This window comes from Janthinobacterium goodfellowi (assembly GCF_051380695.1).
GTDB lineage: Bacteria > Pseudomonadota > Gammaproteobacteria > Burkholderiales > Burkholderiaceae_D > Janthinobacterium.
Genome location: NZ_JBNYXN010000007.1, coordinates 134,599 through 156,032, shown reverse-complemented (window position 1 = coordinate 156,032; position 21,434 = coordinate 134,599). Strand labels below are relative to the sequence as shown.

24 protein-coding genes are annotated in these 21,434 nt (G+C 60.9%); 21 read left to right on the top strand and 3 right to left on the bottom strand.

From position 1 onward, the window contains the following. Positions 1–433: 433 nt before the first annotated feature. From ACQ4WQ_RS23860 to ACQ4WQ_RS23850, 3 genes are read right to left on the bottom strand one after another with little or no spacing between them, the layout of a single operon-like run. On the bottom strand, positions 434–649 hold the full coding sequence (locus ACQ4WQ_RS23860) for a hypothetical protein (RefSeq protein ID WP_436500493.1): 216 nt from the start codon (positions 647–649) through the stop codon (positions 434–436). Beyond that, the gene (locus ACQ4WQ_RS23855; RefSeq protein WP_436500491.1) at positions 646–1,710 is read right to left on the bottom strand and encodes a phage portal protein; all 1,065 of its coding nucleotides are present in this window, start codon (positions 1,708–1,710) and stop codon (positions 646–648) included. The genes ACQ4WQ_RS23860 and ACQ4WQ_RS23855 overlap by 4 nt, the downstream gene beginning before the upstream one ends. Then, complete coding sequence (locus tag ACQ4WQ_RS23850; RefSeq protein WP_436500489.1) at positions 1,707–3,518, bottom strand: terminase ATPase subunit family protein; 1,812 nt, start codon at positions 3,516–3,518, stop codon at positions 1,707–1,709. The genes ACQ4WQ_RS23855 and ACQ4WQ_RS23850 overlap by 4 nt, the downstream gene beginning before the upstream one ends. Before the next feature lie 136 nt (positions 3,519–3,654). On the opposite strand from ACQ4WQ_RS23850, the gene ACQ4WQ_RS23845 reads away from it, so the two are divergent. The 21 genes from ACQ4WQ_RS23845 to ACQ4WQ_RS23745 all read left to right on the top strand — a co-directional run bounded on the left by ACQ4WQ_RS23845 (position 3,655) and on the right by ACQ4WQ_RS23745 (position 21,434). After that, the gene (locus tag ACQ4WQ_RS23845) at positions 3,655–4,443 is read left to right on the top strand and encodes a GPO family capsid scaffolding protein (protein ID WP_436500487.1); all 789 of its coding nucleotides are present in this window, start codon (positions 3,655–3,657) and stop codon (positions 4,441–4,443) included. A gap of 47 nt (positions 4,444–4,490) precedes the next feature. Then, on the top strand, positions 4,491–5,510 hold the full coding sequence (locus tag ACQ4WQ_RS23840) for a phage major capsid protein, P2 family (RefSeq protein WP_436500485.1): 1,020 nt from the start codon (positions 4,491–4,493) through the stop codon (positions 5,508–5,510). Continuing rightward, complete coding sequence (gene gpM / locus ACQ4WQ_RS23835; protein ID WP_436500483.1) at positions 5,510–6,226, top strand: phage terminase small subunit; 717 nt, start codon at positions 5,510–5,512, stop codon at positions 6,224–6,226. Before ACQ4WQ_RS23840 ends, gpM begins: the two co-directional genes overlap by 1 nt. 95 nt (positions 6,227–6,321) lie before the next feature. After that, positions 6,322–6,825, top strand: a complete 504-nt coding sequence (locus ACQ4WQ_RS23830) for a head completion/stabilization protein (RefSeq protein WP_436500481.1) — start codon at positions 6,322–6,324, stop codon at positions 6,823–6,825. Then, positions 6,825–7,040: a tail protein X gene (locus tag ACQ4WQ_RS23825; RefSeq protein ID WP_436500479.1), complete on the top strand. Its 216-nt coding sequence runs from the start codon at positions 6,825–6,827 to the stop codon at positions 7,038–7,040. The genes ACQ4WQ_RS23830 and ACQ4WQ_RS23825 overlap by 1 nt, the downstream gene beginning before the upstream one ends. 64 nt (positions 7,041–7,104) lie before the next feature. Further along, positions 7,105–7,476 (top strand): hypothetical protein, encoded by a 372-nt coding sequence (locus ACQ4WQ_RS23820; RefSeq protein ID WP_436500477.1) that lies wholly within the window; start codon positions 7,105–7,107, stop codon positions 7,474–7,476. Further along, positions 7,476–8,036, top strand: a complete 561-nt coding sequence (locus ACQ4WQ_RS23815; RefSeq protein WP_436500475.1) for a glycoside hydrolase family 108 protein — start codon at positions 7,476–7,478, stop codon at positions 8,034–8,036. Before ACQ4WQ_RS23820 ends, ACQ4WQ_RS23815 begins: the two co-directional genes overlap by 1 nt. Continuing rightward, complete coding sequence (locus ACQ4WQ_RS23810) at positions 8,033–8,545, top strand: lysis system i-spanin subunit Rz (RefSeq protein WP_436500473.1); 513 nt, start codon at positions 8,033–8,035, stop codon at positions 8,543–8,545. Before ACQ4WQ_RS23815 ends, ACQ4WQ_RS23810 begins: the two co-directional genes overlap by 4 nt. Beyond that, complete coding sequence (locus tag ACQ4WQ_RS23805) at positions 8,529–9,017, top strand: phage tail protein (RefSeq protein ID WP_436500471.1); 489 nt, start codon at positions 8,529–8,531, stop codon at positions 9,015–9,017. The genes ACQ4WQ_RS23810 and ACQ4WQ_RS23805 overlap by 17 nt, the downstream gene beginning before the upstream one ends. After that, on the top strand, positions 9,014–9,478 hold the full coding sequence (locus ACQ4WQ_RS23800; protein WP_436500469.1) for a phage virion morphogenesis protein: 465 nt from the start codon (positions 9,014–9,016) through the stop codon (positions 9,476–9,478). Before ACQ4WQ_RS23805 ends, ACQ4WQ_RS23800 begins: the two co-directional genes overlap by 4 nt. Positions 9,479–9,662: 184 nt before the next feature. Further along, positions 9,663–13,772, top strand: a complete 4,110-nt coding sequence (locus ACQ4WQ_RS23795) for an RHS repeat-associated core domain-containing protein (RefSeq protein WP_436500467.1) — start codon at positions 9,663–9,665, stop codon at positions 13,770–13,772. Beyond that, positions 13,750–14,106 (top strand): DUF1493 family protein, encoded by a 357-nt coding sequence (locus ACQ4WQ_RS23790; RefSeq protein ID WP_436500465.1) that lies wholly within the window; start codon positions 13,750–13,752, stop codon positions 14,104–14,106. The genes ACQ4WQ_RS23795 and ACQ4WQ_RS23790 overlap by 23 nt, the downstream gene beginning before the upstream one ends. Before the next feature lie 170 nt (positions 14,107–14,276). Then, positions 14,277–14,945, top strand: coding sequence for a phage baseplate assembly protein V (locus ACQ4WQ_RS23785; protein WP_436500463.1), 669 nt, complete (start codon positions 14,277–14,279; stop codon positions 14,943–14,945). Positions 14,946–14,953: 8 nt separating this feature from the next. Continuing rightward, positions 14,954–15,289, top strand: coding sequence for a GPW/gp25 family protein (locus ACQ4WQ_RS23780; RefSeq protein WP_338107365.1), 336 nt, complete (start codon positions 14,954–14,956; stop codon positions 15,287–15,289). Then, a complete protein-coding gene (locus ACQ4WQ_RS23775) occupies positions 15,286–16,188 on the top strand; it encodes a baseplate J/gp47 family protein (RefSeq protein WP_436500461.1) in 903 nt (300 codons plus the stop codon). Before ACQ4WQ_RS23780 ends, ACQ4WQ_RS23775 begins: the two co-directional genes overlap by 4 nt. Next, positions 16,181–16,900 carry a phage tail protein I gene (locus tag ACQ4WQ_RS23770; protein WP_436500459.1) on the top strand — a complete coding sequence of 240 codons (720 nt, stop codon included), beginning with the start codon at positions 16,181–16,183 and terminating at the stop codon, positions 16,898–16,900. Before ACQ4WQ_RS23775 ends, ACQ4WQ_RS23770 begins: the two co-directional genes overlap by 8 nt. 47 nt (positions 16,901–16,947) lie before the next feature. Further along, a complete protein-coding gene (locus ACQ4WQ_RS23765; RefSeq protein ID WP_436500457.1) occupies positions 16,948–19,203 on the top strand; it encodes a phage tail-collar fiber domain-containing protein in 2,256 nt (751 codons plus the stop codon). A gap of 22 nt (positions 19,204–19,225) precedes the next feature. After that, positions 19,226–20,401: a phage tail sheath protein gene (locus ACQ4WQ_RS23760; RefSeq protein ID WP_436500455.1), complete on the top strand. Its 1,176-nt coding sequence runs from the start codon at positions 19,226–19,228 to the stop codon at positions 20,399–20,401. 53 nt (positions 20,402–20,454) lie between these two features. Next, entirely contained in the window at positions 20,455–20,964 is a 510-nt protein-coding gene (locus ACQ4WQ_RS23755) for a phage major tail tube protein (protein WP_070289540.1), read from the top strand. Positions 20,965–21,003: 39 nt separating this feature from the next. Further along, on the top strand, positions 21,004–21,312 hold the full coding sequence (locus ACQ4WQ_RS23750) for a phage tail assembly protein (protein ID WP_436500453.1): 309 nt from the start codon (positions 21,004–21,006) through the stop codon (positions 21,310–21,312). Positions 21,313–21,320: 8 nt separating this feature from the next. Continuing rightward, on the top strand, positions 21,321–21,434 hold the full coding sequence (locus tag ACQ4WQ_RS23745) for a GpE family phage tail protein (RefSeq protein WP_071650284.1): 114 nt from the start codon (positions 21,321–21,323) through the stop codon (positions 21,432–21,434).

The following is a 21,434-nucleotide window of genomic DNA, read 5'->3' as shown; positions in this document are numbered from 1 at the left end:
AAAAAAGTTAAAAACAACACTACCACGTCACAATCTCGAATGGATGTCGAACGGCCCACATTTCTGTAAAAATTGGGTTACAGGGCAATCCGGCCACAAACGGGGGAACATTCCGCGCACAAACTCAAATTGGCGAAAAATTGCGTCAAAATGCGTCAAATTGCATGCCCCCTCTTTGCCCCGGCGCGCCAGTCCTCATGCGCCTTCGGCCATGGCGCAAATTTGAGTCAAAAGACCCCTATATAGTGGGCAGGTGTGGAGGGGGGACAACTGCGCGCGCCGGGCCGAAATGGGCTTTTTTCTTGCCTTTGGCGCCACATCAATCGTCGGGACGTGAAAAAGCCGCCTCGTGGGCGGCTTGTGCGGTGGCTGGGGCGCGCTGGCGCGGCGAGACTGTCGCGGCCCTGCCCTTCCGGCTATCGCGGCGTGCCGGTCATCCTGCGCGGCCGGCACGGGCCTTGGCCGCCTGCTCTTTCTCGTAATCGTCGCGGCAGTCCACATCGCAGAACAGCAGCGCGGGCGCCAGCGCCTCGTCACAGTAGTGGCAGCAGCCGTGCGCCATCAGACCCGGCCGGCGCCGCACGGCGGCCAGGCCGCGCGCCACCTCGGCGAAGATGATCTTGTCAGTGTTGTCTACGTGGTCGCTCATGCCGCGCCCTCCCCGCCCGTGGCCAGGTCATACGGGGCGAAGCGCACCACTTCCACGCCGGCCCACTCGTTGATCGCTTCGAACTGCGCCTGCAGCGGCACCAGCTCGTTGCGCGCGAAGACGCGCGCGGCCGGTTCCACGGCGCCGAAGCCGCCGGCATTGTTCGGCAGGATGCCCATGAGCTGCGGCGGCACGCGGTGCGCGGCCAGTTGGTCGTCGCGCGTGACGCTCTTGATGTTGAAAAACTCGTCCTTGGCGGCCACGTCCGACACGGGCAGAATCTGGATGCCATCCTTCTTGCCGTTGGGCGCGTACATGAACAGGTTGCGGAAGTTGCCCGGCCCCTTGCTGTCGCGCATGGCCTGGCGCAGGTTGTCCACGTCCTGGGTGTTGGCGGCGGCGTCGGTCATGTAGAACACGAAGCCGGCGTGCGAACCGTTCTTGTAGTACTTGCGGCGGAACAAGGTGGCCGCCTCGTTGAGCCAGGCCGATTGCAGCGCGCTCAGGTACTGCGGCACGCCGTACAGCTCTTGGTTCACGTCCGGTTCCATCAGGTGGAACACGCGGCCCTTGTCGAATTCATGCACAGCCTGGTAGCCGTTGACGAAGAAATATGTGTCCAGGTCAACGCCGCGCCGCATGTACTTGGCCAGGGCGTGCTGGTATGCCAGCGCCTTGCCGCTGCGGCTGGGCCGGTCTTCCAGGTAGGCATTGCCGAACGTCAGAAAGTCCAGTGCCATACGCTTGAAAGCGTCGCGCGACAGGTATTTGCTGGGAATCAGGGTGGACGCCAGCACGTTGGCCTTGAAGTGGATGGCGCTGCTGTGGTGTACGCCAGCGTTAAACGACTTGGCCAGGCCGGCCAGGTTGACGGGCGGCTCGTACCAGTGGCCGTTCTTCCAGCATTCGAAGCAGTCGAGTATATCGGCGTGCTCGAGCACGGGCGTGGGGTCGCCGAAGGAAAACGCCTCGATGCCGGCGGCGGCCGGCGCCGTGGCCGCTGTTGATGGGGCGCCTTGGGCCTGCCGGCCGCGCGCGCGCAAGTGTCGTGCTTTGCTCAAGAATAAATCTCCATGAAAGAGTGGTGGTTGTCGGTGGTGCCTTCGAATGGCTCATGGTCGAGGGCGTGCATACAGGCCCATGCCAGATCGGCGTGGCCGGTTTCGTCGCTGCGGCCGGCGACATAGGTCACGTGCCGCCCGCTGGGGGTGAGGGTCTTGTGGATGGCCATGAACGATTGCGCGATGTCCGTCCAGCCAGCGTCAAACTCCAGCCGCCCCTTGCTGATGATGTTTTTGGCCTTCAAGACCATGCGGGTTTTGACTTCGGGCGAGTAGTTCAGCGGCGTGACGGCCGGGAAGAAGCCGCGCACGATGGGCAGCACGCCGATGCCCATGCCCGTGGTATCGATGCCGATGTATTCGACGTTGTAGCGCTGGGTCATCTGGCGGATGGCGTCGGCGTGATCTTCGAAACTCTGCCCGCGCCACTGGTGGCGCTCCAGAATGCGGAACTTGCCGCCGGCCGTCATGGGCGGCGCCAGCACGACGCAGCCGGCGCTGTCGCCGTTCAACGCCGGGTCGTAGCCAATCCACACGGGCCGGTTGCCGAATGGGCGCAGGCCCAGCAAGGGTTTGTAGTCGTCCCACTCCACCCAGGAATCGACCATGCAGCGCTGCAGCTCGGCCAGCGGGAAGACCGAGGCCGAGTCGTCGATGAAGTTGCACATCAGCAGGTTGTCGAACTGGTCGGGGCTGTATTCGAAGTTGCGCAGCTCGTCAATGTCGAACAAGTTGCAGCCGCCGCGCTCGGCGTCGAGGATGGTGACGATCTGGCGCCAGATTTTGTCCTCGCCCGTGAAACCCGACGAGAGGCGGCCATGGCTCACATCGATATTCACCTGGTCGGCCTTGGCGCGGCGCTTGTTGAACAGCTCGCCCGTCCAGAATGGATAGGCCTGGTGCGTGGTCGACGATGGCGTGGAAAAGTAGGTCTTGCGCCACTTCTTGTGGATGGCCATGCCCGAGGCCACCTTGTTGAGTTCCTGGAAATTCTGTGTCCAGAAAAATTCGTCAAAGTAGAAATTGCCGTGGTAGCCCTGCGCCGTGCGCGCATTGGTGCCCAGGAAATACAGGTGGGCGCCGTTCGGCAGCACGATGGGGTCACCCGTCAGCTCGATGCCGGCCGCTTCGCGGGCGAATTGCACGATGTATTGCTTGAAGACGTGCGCCTGGCTTTTTGAGGCGGACAGGAAAATCTGATTGCGGCCTGTTTCCATCGCATCGGCCAGCGCCTCGCGCGCGAAGTACCAGGTGGCGCCGATCTGGCGGCTTTTGAGGATGGCGCGCGTGCGCTGGTCGCCGTTGCGATACCAGACTTTTTGATAGTCGAAGAGCGAATCCTGGAAGGCGTCGAGCAGCTGGATTTTCTGTTCTTCGCTGAAATCGTTGCGGGTCGGCTTCTTCTTCGGCCCGGCATTGCGGTTCGCCAGCTTGGGGTTGAGGTCCACCTCGTTGCCGCCCGGCTGCTCATAGCGACGCACGCGCGCCATCTGCACGATGGTGCGCGCCAGCAGGTCAATTTCCTTGTAATCGCTGCCGCTCTTGACCTCTTTTTCGATCAGCTTGACCAGGCGCAGCTCGGCCGACGCCTCGACGTGCTCGATGGCCTGGGCCTTGTCCCACTCGTCGCGCTCTTTCCAGCTATTGATCGTGCTGCGCTTGATCCCTAAGTGCCGGGCGATGGACGAAATGCGCCAACCCTTCCAGTACAGGGCGCGCGCGGCGCGGCGTGGCTCGGACTCGGGCACGGCCAGTTCGCCGATGATTCCATCGACGGTTTGTTCGCTTGTTTTCTCGATTGTCAGCATGCCGCCAGCGTAGGCCGCGCGCGCGCGGAGCGGGGGAAGGCAAAAGTCGCTATGGCCCATAGCAACCCGCACCGCATTGAATCGCGGCGCCAAGACGTTGACCATGGCGTTATCCGATCAACCGAGAACGCCCACCATGTCCAAATCGAAATTTTTCCGCGTCGCCACCGAAGGCGCCACCACGGACGGCCGCAATATCGACCGCGCCACCATCGAGCAGATCGCCGCCACCTACAACCCGAAAACCTACGGCGCGCGCATCTGGCTGGAACACATTCGCGGCATCCTGCCCGACAGCCAATTTAAAGCCTACGGCGACGTGATCGCGGTGAAAGCCGAGGAAGTCGACACCGACAGCGGCAAGAAACTGGCCCTGTTCGCGCAGATCGAACCCACGCCGGAACTGGTGGCCATCAACAAGGCGAAACAGAAGCTGTACACCAGCCTGGAAATTCAGCCCGACTTTGCCGACTCGTCGCAGCCCTATCTGGTCGGCCTGGGCGTCACGGACAGCCCGGCCAGCCTGGGCACCGAAGCGCTGCAATTTTCCGCCAGCCGCAAGCTGCAAAGCACCAACCTGTTTACTTCTGCCGTCGAGGTGACGCTGGAATTTGACGAGCCCCAGGGCACCAAGCTGGCCGACGCCGTGAAAAACCTGCTGTCGCGCTTCTCCAATAAATCCGGCACCGACGCGGCGCAGTTCGCCGACATCAGCGAGGCCGTGCAGGCGCTGGCCAGTCACGTCGTCACCGCCAACGACAACTACACGGGCGCCACGGCCCGCCTGGAGAAAACCGAAACGGCCTTGAAGGCGACGCAGGAAGAGCTGGCCGCCTTCAAGGCGCAGATGGACGAAGCGCCCGGCAACGGCCCGCGCCGCCCGGCCGCCACCGGCAACGACGGCGCCGTGCAGACCGAGTTTTAAGCGCGCGCCATCCACCAACACCCCATTCAACAACGGAGCACTGATTCATGAAAAAGCAAACGCGCCAAGTCTTTGGCCAATATGAAACCCGCCTGGGCCAGTTGAACGACACGGACAACGTGGCCAAGACGTTCAGCGTCACGCCCAGCGTGCAGCAGAAGCTGGAAACGAAGATGCAGGAATCGAGCGAGTTTCTGTCGAAGGTGAACATCATCGGCGTGACCGAGCAGGAAGGCGAAAAGCTGGGCCTGGGCGTGTCCGGTCCGATTGCCGGCCGCACCAACACCAAGGACAAGGAACGCAAGACGCGCGACCTGTCCACCCTGGACGGCACCAAATACCGCTGCGAGCAAACCAACTTCGACACGCATTTGAACTATGCCAAGCTGGACGCCTGGGCCAAGTTCCCCGACTTCCAGTCGCGCGTGGCCAATGCCATCCTGACGCGCCAGGCGCTGGACCGCATCGTCATCGGCTTCAATGGCGTCAAGGCCATGGCCGACACCGATCTGGACGCCAATCCGCTGCTGCAGGACGTCAATAAAGGCTGGCTGCAGCACCTGCGCGAACTGGCGCCCGAGCGCGTGCTGGGCCTGGTGGCCAACGGCATGCCGGGCAAGGTCATCATCGGCGACGTGGACGGCGCCGACTATGCCAACCTGGACGCGGCCGTCACGGATGCCGTCAACCTGCTGGACCCCTGGTATCAGGAAGACACCAACCTGGTGGCCATCGTCGGGCGCAAGCTGTTGAACGACAAGTATTTCCCGCTGGTCAACGCAAAGCAGGCGCCCACGGAAACCCTGGCGGCCGACATCATCATCAGCCAGAAACGCATCGGCGGCTTGCCGGCGGCGCGCGTGCCCTACTTCCCTGACAACGCGATCCTCATCACGCGTTTCGACAACCTGTCGATCTATTTTCAGGAAGGCGCGCGCCGCCGCCGCGTCGAGGACGTGCCGAAGCGCGACCGCATCGAAAACTACGAGTCGTCGAATGACGCCTACGTGATTGAAGACCTGGGCCTGGCCGCGCTGGTGGAAAACATCGAGCTGAAAGACAAGTGATGGCGAACCAATCCCCCGCCCTGCGCCACCGCGCGCGCATGCTGGCCGAGCGCACGGCCGGCGCCGCTGCGCCGCAGGGCGTCACCACCGGCACAGCCTACGACCTGATGCTCTACAAGCTGTCCGATGACCGGCGCCGCCTGAAATCCATCCAGTCGGTCGAACGCAAGATCGAGGTCAAGGCCACCTTGCTGCCCGACTATGCGCAATGGATCGACGGCGTGCTGGCCGGCGGCAAGGGTGCGCAGGATGACGTCTTCGCCACCCTGCTGGTGTGGCACATCGACACGGGCGAGTATGCGCGCGCCCTGGTCATGGCCGAATACGCGCTGGCGCACAAATTCACCCTGCCCGAGACCTACAGCCGCGACATCGCCACCCTGATGCTGGACGAGTTTGCCGAAGGCTACTTGCACGGCAAGCTGGCCGCCGATCCGCAGCACGCGGCGCAGGTGCTGGGCGCCGTCGAAGTACTGACGGCCGCCAGCGACGCGCCAGACCAGGCGCGCGCCAAGCTGCATAAGGCCATCGGTCTGGCCATGATCGCCGTGCTCGATCAGGCCGACGATACCGACATCGCCCCGGCGCTGGTCGCGCAAGCGGAAACGGCCATGGCCCAGCTAAAGCGCGCCCGCGCCCTGTCGGAGTCGTGCGGCGTCAAGAAAGATATGGAACGGCTGGAGCGGCGCATCAAGCGCGCGGCAGGTTCCACGTAAAGAGCATCCCCCGCAGCACGGCGGCACGGGGGGATTCTGGCCACACCTTTGGCCTGATGAACCCCGTCCACCGCCCCATTTTGAAAGCGCCCCGTATGTCCTTCATGGCCCTGCCCCCGTCCATCCCGCCCGGCACCGTCCCGGCGTCGCCGGCACCTGCCGCCGGCATCATCGAGAACGACGGCTGGTTTCCCGATATTGCCCTCTCCGATATGCGCGACGCCATGCGCCTGGACGGCACCGTCACCGACGCGCGCCTGGTGCAAGCCGTGGTCGATTCCATCCTGCAGGTCAACCGCGAGCTGGCCGACTGGCAGGGCCAGCAGGTCGCCGCCGGTATTGCCACCCTGGTGGACGTGCCGGCCGCGCGCATCAACCGTGAATCGCGCTTGCTGGCGCAGTACCGGCGCGCCGTCTACAGCACGGCCAAAGCCGACCTGATCGAGCGTTACCGCGATTACGACAGCACGGCCACGTCTGTCAGCGACAAGAAAAGCATGGAATGGCTGGACGAAGCACCCGGCGCGCAGCGGCGCAACGCGCAATGGGCCATCGCCGATATCGTCGGCCGCACGCACCTGACCGTGGAACTGATCTGATGCAGGTGCGCACGCAGCAGCACGACACAGTAGACGCTCTGGTGTGGCGCTACCTGGGCGACGGTGCGGGATACGTCGAGCAAACCCTGGAAATCAATCCCGCGCTGGCGCGCCACGGCGCCGTGCTGCCTGCCGGCCTGACCGTCACCCTGCCCGAGCCGGCGCCCAGCACGGGCCAGGTGGTCGCAGCCGATCTTGTGCAGCTATGGGATTAACCCTGGCATTTACCCTTTATTCATCATGAAAAATCTATCTACCCTCTCACCGGAGAATCAAGCAATGTCCGCAGAATCGTTTGGTGGTTTCGCCACCCTGGTCAAACTGTACGGCTTCAAGGCGGCGCTGGGCATGGTCGGCGCGGCCATGCTGTACGTCGTGCTGCCGCCCTTGAATGCCGACGGCACCTTCAACAAGGGCGAATTCGTCGCCCGCCTGGCCTGCGCCGGCGTGTTCTCGTGCCTGCTGGGCGGCACCGCGTATCAGCTGCTGTGCGCCCAGCTCCCGGCCATCGGCGCCATGGTCAACGCCTCCGCCATCGATCTGATCGTGGGCGCGCCAGGCTGGTGGGTATCGCGCGCCGTGGCCCTGTGGTTCCAGCGCCGCAGCGACAAGGACATCGCCGAGCTGGTCAAAGACGCGAAGGAACATTAATGGCCGCCACCGACAATCCATTGATCGCGCGCGTCATCGACGCCATCCTGCGCGCCGAAGGCGGCTACGTGAACGACCCTCTTGATGCGGGCGGCGAAACCAATTACGGCATCACCGTGGCCGTGGCGCGCGCCAACGGCTACGCGGGGCCGATGCGCGAGCTGCCTGTATCGGTGGCGCGCGCCATCTACACGGCGCGCTACATCACGGAACCGAAGTTCGACCAAGTGCTGGCCCTGCATGCCGGCGTCGGCGCCGAAGTGATCGACACGGGCGTGAACATGGGGCCGCACCGCGCGGCCGAATTCCTGCAGCGCTGGCTGAACGGTTTTAACGACACGGGCGCCCGCTATCCCGCCCTGTTCGTCGACGGCCGCCTGGGCACGCAGTCGCTGGGCGCTCTTGCATCCTTCCTGAAATGGCGTGGCCAGGACGGCGCCGCCGTGCTGCTGCGCGCCCTGAATGGCCTGCAGGCGGCGCGCTACCTGGAAATCACCGAGGCCAACACGACCCAGCGCCGTTTCCTGTTCGGCTGGATCAAGGAACGGGTGGCCATGTGACGGCGACCACCTGGCGCCCGCTGGCCGCGTGCCTGCTGTGCGGCGCCATCGCGGGCTGGACGACGCAGGGCTGGCGCAAGGACGCCAGCATCGCCGAACTACAGCGGGCGGCCGCCACCAGCAAAAGCACCACCGCCACCGAACTGGCCCGGGCCACCGCCCGCGTGCTGACGCTGGAACGCGCCGCCAGCACCGCCCTGGCGCAGCGCGCCGACCACCTCAACCAGGAGCAAACCCATGCGAAAACTGAACGCGACCGTTTCAATGCTGACGTGCGCAGCGGCACTGTGCGCCTGTCAATCCCCGTCGCCAGCGGCCACTGCGCCGCAACTGCAGATTCCCCCGCTGCCGCAAGCGATCGGCACCAAGCGCACGCCGAACTTGACGCAGCGACTGCGGCAGCTCTTGACGCCATTGCCGGCGATGGCGACGACGCCACCCGCCAGCTGAATGCCTGCATCGACGCCTACAACCTAATACAAGACACCTACCATGTACAAGCCGAATAGCCTGCGCCAGCACCTGGCCGCCGCCATCCCCGACCTGCAGCGCGATCCCGACCGCCTGCTGGTCTTCGCCGACGAGGGCAACGTGGTGGCCACCGCCACCGCATCGCTCTCCTTCGAATACCACTTCAAGCTCAACCTGATCGTCACCGATTACGCGGGCGACGCCGACGCCATCATGGTGGCCCTGATCGCCTGGCTCAAAGTCCACCAGCTCGACCTGATGGCCAACGAAGAAACCCGCAAGCACGGCATCGCCTTCGAGGTGGATTTCAACAACCATGAAACGGTCGACATTTCCATCAAGCTGGACCTGACCGAGCGCGTGGCCGTCAAGACCGGCGAAGCGGGCCGCCTGGACATCAAGCACCTGGCCGAGATACAGCACATGCCGGCCTATGCGGACGAGTTCTGGAAGCTGTATGCCGGCGAGAAACTGCTGGCCGAGTGGCGCACGCCCGAGGCGACAGCATGAGCGGCGACCTGCACGCGCTGGAAGCCTGGGCCGGCGCCCTGTTGGCCAAGCTGCAGCCGGCCCAGCGCCGCGCCATCAATCACAAGGTGGCCATCGACCTGCGCCGCAGCCAGGCGCAGCGCATCAAGGCACAGCAGGGGCCGGACGGCACAGCCTACCCGGCCCGCAGGCGGCGCAAGGAATTGAAGGGGAAGAATGGGCGGATCAAGCGTCAGAAGGCGGCGATGTTCGCCAAAATCCGTACCGCAAAACACATGAAGGTGAAGGCGACCGGCGACCAGATCGAAGTCGGGTTCTTTGGCTGGGTGGCGCGCGTGGCGCATGTGCATCAGTTTGGCCGGCAAGAGCGCGTTACAAAGAAAGGGCATTTCTACACGTATCCCAAACGTCAGCTGTTGGGGTTCAGCGAGTCGGACAAATCACTCATTCGTGAAGCTTTCCTTCGCTATGCGCAGTTTTAGGTAACCTTTTTTACCCACGATGTATCGAAGGTCAAGTTGCTGTTCCCCGGCATGTTCTGTGGGCATGACATCGACAAAATATTTACGTTCGCGTCAAATTAAAATAAATAAAAATCAATCCTTATTGACAATCTTTCCCAAAGAAAAGATACTCGTTGAACAATAATTGTATGGGAAAAATTGAATGAAATCACGACAATTTCTGTTTTTGCTGTTGTCTTTAGTCGCACTGACTAGTCATGCTGAAGATGAAGATGAAGATATGCCAAGAGTCTATATCAGAGACGAGCTGCCAAGGCATGATAATAATTTTGGCAATGACTTCTCTTCTGGTTACCCTTCTGGCCCTAGAGACGACTCAATGCCCGCCAGCATTGTGCATGTGAGTGCGCCGCGTCTGAAAAAGATGCGCACGTTTTCTGACAACGATACAGAGATAGATTGCATATCGACAAAAAATCCCGTGGTGATAACGACAGGGGAAAAATTCAAACGTGAAAATGATTTCATGTCCAGCGGCGCCGATGGACTCGGTCTCACGCGGCTTTATCGCAGCAAGAATGCCGTTGGGACACTATTTGGCAAGCATTGGATGTCAAATATAGACTTCCCAAGTTTGGCGTTGAGCGGACGTTTCTATACAAAAAATAATGGATACCTTTACCGCAATGCTACGTTGACCCTTTCGGAAGGGAGCACTTATTCTTATGTGCTTAATTACTACAATGATGAAGACGGAGTAATGATTGGAAGTTATTCAAATACAAAGAATGGATTCGGCAGTATTAGCTATGAATCCTATACTGGCTATTTCACAGTGTCGCTTGACGACAAAATTTATACCTATAACATCGATGGACAGATCCTATCGGTTAAAGACAAAATCAGTGGCAGCTATTTTACATTTAACCCTTGGGATCCAAATGGGTTAAAAATCACCAACAAAGGGGGACAGTGGATACAACTGACGAAAGGTAGCAACGGACTTGTTACCAAGGTGCGCGACCCTGCCGGCAATGAGTGGCGGTATGAATACAATGCCGGCGGCATGCTGAGCAAAGTCACCTCCCCCGGAACATCGCCGGATATTCGCGAATATCACTACGAAAATACCACTGCGGCGAACGCAGGCACATTGTTGACTGGTATATCAATCAATGGGAAACGTTACAGCAGATATCAATACTACAACAATGGCCAAGTCCAGCAAAGCGCATTGGAAGGCGGGGAAGAGGTTGACAATTTCCAGTACGGCCTCAATGAAACGACAATCACGGATGCCCGCGGTCAATCCACAACGTATGGATATCAAGAGGTTCAGGGGCATCGAAAAATAAGCTCGATTTCTCGCGCGGGCACTTCGACTTGTGGGGCCGCCACTGCCCAAACCAACTACGATACGAATGGATATGTTGATTACACGATAGACTGGAATAATAATAAGACAGATTACAATTATGACAATGAAGGTCGATTGTTACAGGTCATAAAAGCGGCACAAACGCAGGATGAATCCACCGTAACGTATGCATGGACCGGGAACCGTGTCACGAAGGCAGATTTGATCGACGCGAGTGGCATTACCTATGCCCGTTCCGAATATCAGTACGATTACTTTGATCATTTGACGGAAGAAAAGCATACTGACCTGCTAACTGGCATACAGAGACAACGTAATTATGCCTATGATTATGGAGCGAACACCAATATCATTAAAAAAACGATTACTGAACAACTAGCTGGCAGTACGGCGATCACCGTTGTCAATTACGATGTCAGTGAAAACATCACGTCGATTACCAATCCTCTCAACCAGACGCAAAGCTGGTCAGGCTACAGTGGCTTGGGATTGCCTGCCACTTATGTCGATCTTAATGGTGTCGCCACCAGCTACACTTACGATGCACGCGGCAGTCTGCTGTCAACGACCACGAACGGCCGCACCACCACTTACACTTACAACCATGATCGCCAGATCAGCACGATCAGCAGTCCGGACGGCAGCGTGGTGCGCTATCAATACAATCAAGCGGGACGCTTGAAGCAGGTGGGGGATGCGCTCAATGAATTCGCAAACTTGACCGTCGACGTTCCCGCCAACAGTGTGCACAGCAGCTCTCCCAGGCACTATGCCGACATCAATAGCACAGTGCCAGTCGCAGTGGGCACGACGGAATTTAGCAGTACCACCGCCCTTGATTCATTGGGCCGCCCATACACGCAGTTGGGCAACAATGGCCAACGGGTCGAAAAACGCTACGACAACAATGGCAACCTGACCAGCAGCACCGATGCGTTGGGCCGTGCTACTTCTTACCAATATGATGCGGTTAATCGTTTAACCAGCAGCACAACGCCCGATGGTGCCGTAACTTTCATGGAATATGATGCGCAGGGCAACTTGGCATCGGTGACCGATCCAAGGCCGCTACAAACGCGATATACCTATAACGGTTTTGGGCAGGTCACCTCGATTGTCAGCCCGGATACGGGCACCACGACGTTTGCTTACGACAGTGCAGGTCGTCTCAGTTCCGAAACCAAAGCGGATGCGAAGACCATTTTTTATCAATGGGATAGCCTGGGTCGCAAGCGGGCACGTATCAGTGGTGGCATCACTGAAACCTTTAACTATGATGAGGGCCAATATGGCAAGGGGCGGCTGACCAGTTTTACGGATGGAACAGGGGAGACGAAGTATGCCTACAATGCCAGTGGCAACCTGCTTAGCCAATCTAACAATATCTGGGGTAATTTGTTTACAACGAGTTGGTCCTACGATGCGGCAGGCCGCTTGACGAGCATGACGTATCCTCGCGGTCTTGTGCTCAATTATAAATACGACGGCATTGGCCGTGTTACTAGCGTAACGAGCAATCTTGGGGCACCATGGAATACGCTGGCCGATACCTTTCTTTACCAGCCGGCAGGTGGGGCACTGTACGCTTGGCGCTTCGGAAACAATGTCCCGCGCTCCATAAGGTTCGACGACGATGGACAGGTCAGCAATGTATCTGGCGGTGCTCAAAATATAGCCTACGTGTACAACAGCACAAACCAGATGAGCGCCATGTACGACTATGCAAACCCGGCAATGACGCAGTCAGTCAGCTACGATGTAGTGGATCGGGTGGCGGCGGTATCGCGCTCCAATGACGTGCAGGCATTTTGGTGGGATACTGCCGGCAACCGAACTGGACATGATCGCTATGGCACCGGATATAGTTTGCTGACGGATTCAGCTAGCAACCGCCTGTCGTCCTGGAGCGGCAATGGCCAGTGGCGCAACTTTGCCTACGATGCGGTCGGCAATCTAACAAGCGAATCACGCCATGACGGCACACGCTCGTATACCTACGATGCCATGAACCGCATGGCGTCAGTGAGCTCCAATGGCACGGCAGTCGGCGCCTACTATTACAATGCACTGAATCAGCGCATGTATAAAAACACTCAGTCAGGCGGCGTACTCAGCGTCCATGGTCCCGATGGCCAATTACTGCTCGAAGAAGGCATGCTAAATACCAGCTATATTTGGCTGGGTAGCGAATTGCTGGGAGTCTTGCGCGGCGGCTGGTTCTACGCCAGCCATAACGACAAGCTGGGCCGGCCAGAAGTGCTGACCAACAGTTCCGGGGGCGTCGCCTGGCGCGCTGCCAACGCGGCATTCGACCGTACCGTCATTGTCGACAATATCGGTGGCATGCACGTCGGTTTCCCGGGACAGTATTACGATACCGAATCTGGTTTGTGGTACAACTGGCATCGCTACTATGATGCGTCACTGGGACGGTATTTACAGAGCGATCCTATTGGACTTAAAGGCGGTATCAATACGTATGCGTACGTTGAAGGAAACCCACTAAGTAATACGGATTCTCTCGGACTCATTTCAAACTATGGAATCCCTAACATTTACAACACAAATCGCTATGCTCCAGTGAGTTCTGACCCATGCAGTTGTGCTGCAAAGGCGCTTGGCCTTGAAAGCGCAGTGGGTATGGGCTTAGGAGTCGGAGGACAGCCAATGACTTCTAAGAGGTTTAATACAGAGGGTGCATCGTCGGGTACATCACCAATTTCAAAGGGTTTGTCGAAAGCACTTCCCCAGAAGTTGCCTATGGCTGTACATGCGCCAACAACGGCGAACCCATTGGCGACGTCAAATGTACTTGGGCGGGTTCTCGGACGTTGGGCGCCACTTGCCGGTTGGGGGCTGCTAGCCAATGATGTTTCTCAATATGCGACTTGTATTATGGAGTGTATCAATAATGAAAACTGTCCCGCCAAATAATACAGCCATCGTAAATGCCGTTAGAGAATTTATTGCCTCTACGCTTTCTACGTCAGTGGAAAAAGTCACGCTAGAGAAAAGTCTTTTTCATGACTTGGGAGTAGATGGGGATGACGCACTCGATTTAATTAATGGCTTTTCTGTCAAATTTAATGTCAGTCTAAAAGGTTTTGACTTTCAAAAATATTTTGGCAACGAAGCTGCAAGCGGTCCTGTTGCATTTTTCGTTGAGCTGTTCAAAAAAGAGAGTTCTGGAAAACTACTGCGACTCGAAGTTGCTGATTTGGTGAGGGCGGCCTCAAATGGTAGCTTTTTAGATGACGCATCAAGTTGATGAGCCTAGAGCCACAGCCACCGACCGTATCGTATCGTATCGTATCGTATCGTATCGTATCGTATAAGTATCACATACTGACTGATCGTATCGATTCCATACCCTATTCTTGAGCACTAAGTCGCTTATCAACCCGCCCCCGCGTGCATCCGCACGCGGACTTCGGCAACATGCACTGCATGAACGCCGACCTGTCCGACCTCCTCCGCTTGCTGCAAAACCTGATCCGCCTGGGCACCATCGCCGAGGTCAAAGGGGCCAAGGCGCGCGTGCGGCTAGGGCCGACACTCACCACCGAATGGCTGAAATGGGCCACACGGCGCGCCGGCAGCACACGCACCTGGTCGGCGCCGACTGTCGGCGAACAGGTGATTGTCTTTTCCCCTGGCGGCGACTTGACGCGCGGCGTCATCCTGCCTGCGCTGTACTCGCAGGAATTTGACGCGCCAGAAACCAGCGACAGCATCCACACCACGCACTACCCGGACGGCGCCGTGGTGCAGTACGACCACGCGGCCCACGCCCTGACGGCCCTACTCCCCGGCGGCACGGCCACCATCACCGCCGACAAGGTCACATCGAACGCCCCCAGCACCATCTGCACGGGCGACCTGACCGTCATGGGCAATCTGCTTGTCGAGCAATCGGCGACCGTGAACGGTGCCACCGCCCTGAACGGCGGCGTGAATGTCACGGCCGGCGCCGCTGGCGGCGTGGCCATGGCCGTGCAAGGGACAGTCAAGGCCAGCGACGACGTGCTGGCCGGCGCCATCAGTCTGGCGAAGCATCCGCACGGCGGCGTCAAGGCCGGCGGCGACCAGTCGGGCGGGCCGCTGTGATGCTGGGCATGCACGCCGCCACCGGCCGCCCGCTGTCCGGGCTGGCGCATATCCGCCAGTCCGTCAGCGATATCCTGACCACGCCCATCGGCTCGCGCCTGATGCGCCGCCGCTATGGCTCGGAAGTGCCCGAGCTGATCGACCAGCCCTTGAACAGCGCCACAGTGCTGCGCATCTACGCCGCCACCGCCTACGCCATCCGCGTGTGGGAACCGCGCCTCAACCTGACCGGCCTGCAGTTTGAGCCAGGCGAGGCAGGCGCGGCCTCCCTGATCCTGGACGGCGTGGCCGATGGCCAATCTGTCCAGCTCGCGGTCGGCATCGGCCAGGAGCGCACACGATGAGCACCATCGACCTGTCCCTGTTGCCCGCGCCCAGCATCGTGGAGGTGCTGAGCTTTGAGGCCATCTATGCCGAGCGCAAGGCGGCGCTCGTCGCGCACTTCCCGGCCAACCAGCAGGAGGCCATTGCCCGTGCGCTGGAGATCGAGTCAGAGCCGATGGCAAAGATTCTGCAGGAAAACGCTTACCGCGAACTGGTGTGGCGCCAGCGCGTCAACGATGGCGCGCGCGCCCTGATGCTGGCCTTTGCCATCGGCACCGATCTGGACCAGCTGGCCGCCAACGTCAATTTGACCCGCCTGGTGAAAGTGCAGCAGCTCGACGCGGACACCACCGTCACCACCGTGGAAACCGACGCTCTGCTGCGCGAGCGCATCCAGTTGGCCTTTGAGGGCTTGTCGGTGGCCGGCCCGCGCAATGCCTATGTGAAGCACGCCAGGGATGCCGACGCGCGCGTGGCCGATATCAGCGCCATTTCCCCGGAACCATGCGAGGTTGTCGTGACGGTGCTGTCCGCCATCGGCGACGGCACCGCCAGCGACGACCTGCTGGACGTCGTGCATGCGGCATTGAGCTACGAAAACGTGCGCCCCTTGGGCGACCGCCTGAGCGTGCAGTCGGCCGACATCGTGCATTACGCGATCCGTGCCACGATTTACCTTGACCCACACCCGGAGGCCGAACCGATCCTGCAGTCGGCCGGCGAACGTGCCGCCGCCTATGCCAACGAGCGCCGCCGCCTGGGCCGCGACGTGAACCGTTCGGCCATCATCGCTGCCCTGCATGCCGAAGGCGTCAAGAAAGTGGTGCTGCACGAGCCGGCCGACGATATCACCGTGGCCGAAGTGCAGGCAGCATTCTGCAACGGCATCGACGTCATCAACGGGGGCGCCCGTGGCTGATCTGCTGCCGCCCAACGCCACAAAGCTGGAGCGCAACCTCGCCCGCGCCGGCGCCCTGATCGAGCGCGTGCCCGTGCCGCTGCGCGACTTGGCCAACCCTGCCGCTTGCCCGGTATCGGCCCTGCCCTTCCTGGCCGCCTCGTTTTCGGTCGACCACTGGGAACCCACGTGGTCCGTCAGCACCAAGCGCGCCGTGATCCAGTCGGCGTTTGCCGTGCACAAGCAAAAGGGCACCATCAGCGCCCTGCGCCACGCGCTGGCCCCCATCAGCGCCGGCATCCGCGTGCGCGAATGGTGGCAGACCATCCCGCCCGGCCCGCGCGGCACCTTTCAGCTCGACTTCGATGTGCTCGATAGCGGCGTGACCAGCGGCATGCACCAGGAAATCGAACGGCTGGTGGACGAGGCCAAGCCGGTCACGCGGCACATGACCGGCCTGGCCATCAACCTGGGCGTGCGCGGCGCGGCGCAAGTGGGCGCCGTCGTGCATCAGGGCGACGAGCTGACGATCTACGCGCGCACGCCCATCGAGGTGCGCGCTGCCGGGCTGTGTGGCACCAGCGGCATGGCGCACACCATCGACACCATGACCATACAGGCGCACCAGCCGATTGAGATCCGCGTGCGCGGCGCGGCGCAGGTAGCGGCCGGCATTCACCAGTGCGATGCGCTGACCATTTATCCCGGCCAGGCCAAAGCGGCGCCGGCCTGACCCGCAATACCACCCGCACCCCCCTTTCATTCTTTTTTGAGGTCCGCATGTCACAGGAATCACCGGAATATTTCGCCATACTCACCGCCATCGGCGAGGCCAAGGACGCCGACGCCAAGGCCGGCGGCGTGCCGCTCAAGCTCACGCACATGGTCGTCGGCGATGGCGCCGGCGCCACGCCCAGCCCCGAACTGGCGCAAACGCAGCTGGTGCGCGAGGTCTACCGCGCCCCGCTCAACCAGTTGAGCCTCGACCCGATCAACACCAGCCAGGTGATCGCCGAATGCGTCATCCCGGAAAAAAGCGGCGGCTGGTGGATTCGCGAAGTCGGCTTGCTCGATGCCGATGGCGATCTGGTGGCGGTGGCCAACTGCCCGCCCAGCTACAAGCCGCAGATGCCCGAGGGTTCGGCCCGCACGCAGGTCATCCGCATGGTGCTGATCGTATCGAGCGCCGAAACGGTGCAACTGTCGATTGATCCCGGCATCGTCATGGCCACGCGCCAGTATGCCGAAGACACGGTACTGCAAAAATTCTCGGACCTGGCCGAACCATCGGGCGCCGCCATGACGGGCTACCAGCAGGCAGGCAACGGCGCGCGCGCCCGCAAGAGCGAAGACAAGCTGCGCGAACTGGTCAGCATCACCGACTTCCGGGGCGCCGATCCGACAGGTACGCATTCCTCTGGCCCGGCCGTGGAGCTGGCGTGCGAAATGTCGCCCGTGGCCTATGTCCCAGGTGGAAAATTCCGTGTTGACGACACCTTCCGCATCAATGGCCTGTGGGGGCCAGGGGAATTGTCGGTCAATGGCCACCGCGTGCGCCTGCCTTCCCAGCCGCGCCGTGAAAGCCTGATTTCGGCCGTCACGGCCAAGCTGGCCGGCTCGTCCTGGACCTCCGGCACCATGCTGCTGGTGGCCGACAGCATCGGCGAAGGCTATGGCGCCTCCGGCGTCGAGCATACGTGGTTCGATATGTTGCAAAAAATGCTCAACGTGTACGTGGGCAATGGCAGCGACCCGGAAATCACCAACCTGAGCGACCCGTGGCGCTATGGCCTGACCTATGCCGGCAATTACGCCATCGGCACAGCCGGACCGGTACAGCGCTCGCTCATCCTGCAGGACGGCGCCTCTGTCGCATTCCATGGCGCCTATCAGTACGTGGACGTGCTGTATGAGCAGGCGCCCGGCCATGGCGTCCTGACCATGCGGCGCAACGGCGTGCCGTATCGCACAATCGATACCGCCGGCGCAGTGCAAAACGATGTCTGCACCTTTCCGTCAGACCTGTCGGGCATCGGCCCTGCCACAGACCTGTACACCCTCACGGCGTCCGGCGGCCCGGTGGAACTGACGGGCATCTGGCGTCTGGTGAATACGGATCAACCGGCCGTGTTCGCCTCACGCTGCGCGCTGTCGGCACAATCGACGCAGCTTTTTTCGCAAGACAAGGTGATCGATTCCGTGGTGCGCCACTCGCGCGCGCTGAACGGCAAAACCGGCAAACCCATCATCTTTGTGGCAATCTGCATCAACAACGCCAACGACAGCAAGCCCGACGCCGGCACCATGCCTGAGGTGTACGAGGCCCAGCTGGGAAAAATGCTGGCCCGCTACCTCAACAGCGATGCTTATGTCATCGCCATCGGCGGCATCACCCCGTCGGCGGAGTGGGGAAGCGTGCGCGCCAACTATCCCGCCATCGCCGCCGCGCAAAAGCGCGTCTGCGAGCACTACGGCGTGCCATTGATTGCCATGGACGCCTTCGACTGGGTACGCGACGGCACCGTGCTGGCGGACGGCTTGCATCCAAACGACAAGGGGCAAGTGCTGATGCTCGACCTGGTGCTGGACTTCCTGGCCTCGCCCGCGTTCGATATCGCCGGCCGCACGCAAGGCAACTGCCTGCACCGCTACACGCCGCAGCTGATCTGGTACGGCTCGGGCAAGCCTGCGGCAAATGTCGGCGTGGCCAATGTGCGCTACTACCGCCAGGGCCCCATGTGCCGCGTCATCGGCAACCTGTCCGCGATTACCCCGAGCGACAACGAACCGTCCGGCCCGCTGACCATCAGCCTGCCCCTGCCATCGAATACCACCGTGCGCAGTAGCGGCACCGTGGGCTATGCGCATGGCGTCAGCGTCGTGGGCAAGGCCTGGTCGCTCCAAACCCTTGCCGGCGGCCTGAATGTGGCCGTGCTGCGCACGATCAATCCGGAAACGGGCGGCTATGAGGATGTCAAAAAAATCGACCCTGACGCCATGCTCGACTTCGATATCACCTACATCGTCCAAGACTGACCCATCAAGAAAGGAATTCACTATGGCAACCGACTACCACCATGGCGTGCGCGTCATTGAAATCAACGAGGGTTCGCGCCCGATCCGCACCGTCTCCACGGCCGTGCTGGGCCTGATCGCCACGGCCGACGATGCCGACCCGGCGGCTTTCCCGCTCGACACGCCCGTGCTCGTCACGAACGTGCTGGCCGCCATGGGCAAGGCCGGCAAGACGGGCACCTTGTATCGCAGCCTGGCGGCCATCGCCGCGCAGACCAAACCGCTGACCATCGTGGTGCGCGTGGCCCAGGGCGAGACGGAAGCGGAAACCACCAGCAATGCCGTGGGCGGCGTGTCGCCCGATGGCAAGTACCTGGGCGCCCAGGCGCTGCTGGCCGCGCAAAGCAAGTTGGGCGTGAAACCGCGCATCCTGGGCGCGCCGGGGCTGGACACCCAGGCCGTCACCAATGCCCTGGCCAGCGTGGCACAACGCCTGCGCGCCTTCGTGTATGCGTCGGCCTATGGCTGCGCCACCGTCACGGCGGCCACCGCCTATCGCGGCCAGTTCGGCCAGCGCGAGGTCATGATGATTTGGCCGGATTTTGTGAACTGGAATACCGCCACCGACGAAGAGGCCAGCATTTCCGCCGTGGCCTACGCCATGGGCCTGCGCGCCAAGATTGACGAGGAAACGGGCTGGCACAAGACGCTGTCCAACGTGGTCGTGAATGGCCCGACCGGCATCACCAAGGACGTATTTTTCGACCTGCAAGACCCGGCCACCGATGCCGGCGTGCTCAACGCCAAGGAAGTGACCACCCTGATTAACATGGGCGGCTACCGCTTCTGGGGTTCGCGCACCTGCGAGGCGCCGGGCGGCTTCTTCTATTTCGAGAGCTACACGCGCACGGCCCAGGTGCTGGCCGACACCATCGCCGAAGCGCATTTCACCTTTGTTGATCTGCCCTTGCATCCGTCCCTGGTGCGCGACCTGCTGGAAAGCATCAACGCCAAGTTCCGCGACTTGAAACTGCAGGGCTACATCATCGACGGCCAGGCCTGGTATGACGAGCAATACAACGACAAGACAGGGCTGAAAGACGGCAAGCTGGCCATCGATTACGACTACACGCCCGTGCCGCCGCTGGAAAACCTGAAATTCCAGCAGCGCATTACCGACCGCTACCTGGCCGACTTCGCCTCGCGCATCACTGGCTAAACGATTTGCTACCGCCCGCCTTGCGCGGGCGCCCCTGACCACTGGAGAAAATTATGGGCATGCCCCACAAACTCAAGCAATTCAACGTATTTCAAAACGGCGTGCTGTTCATGGGCATGGTGCCCGAAATCACCTTGCCCAAGCTGAGCCGCAAGATGGAAGAGTACCGCGCCGGCGGCATGAGCGGCCCCGTGTCCGTGGACTTCGGCAACGAGGCGCTGTCGCTGGAGTGGAGCGCTGGCGGGCTGATCGCCGAAGCCCTGAAGCAGTACGGCGCGCATGCGCACGGCGCCGTGATGCTGCGCTTTGCCGGCGCCTATCAGAATGACGAAGACGGCAACGTCGCCGCCGTCGAGGTTGTCGTGCGCGGCCGTTACAAGGAAATCGACATGGGCGGCGCCAAGATGGGCGACGACACCACCCATAAATACACGATGGCCTGCAGCTATTACAAGCTGATGATCGACGGCGCCACCGTCATCGAACTGGACTTCATGAGCGGCATCGAGAACATCGGCGGCGTCGATACCAATGCCGCCATCCGCAAGGCCAGCGGCCTGTAATCCCCTTATTAATCACTACCCACACACAAGGACAACACCATGAACACCGAAAACAACAATCAAGCCGTCATCGAACTGGACGAACCAATCAAACGCGGCGACACCTTCATCAACTCGCTGACCGTACGCAAGCCCAAAGCCGGAGCCTTGCGCGGCATTTCCCTGATCGAGCTGGCCAACCTGCACGTGTCGGCCCTGCAGATCGTGCTGCCACGCATCACCGAGCCGACCTTGACCGCGCACGACATCGCCAACATGGACCCGGCCGACCTGCTGGCCGTGGGCGCCGAGGTTGCCGGTTTTTTGGCGAGCAAAGCCGATCGCCTTTCGGTATCCCCGGCGAAGTAGAAGACGCCATGGCCGACATTGCCGGCGTCTTCCACTGGACGCCGGCAGCGATGGACGGTTTTACGATTGATGAACTGATGGCCTGGCGCGAGCGCGCCAGACAGCGAAGCGGAGCGGAATAG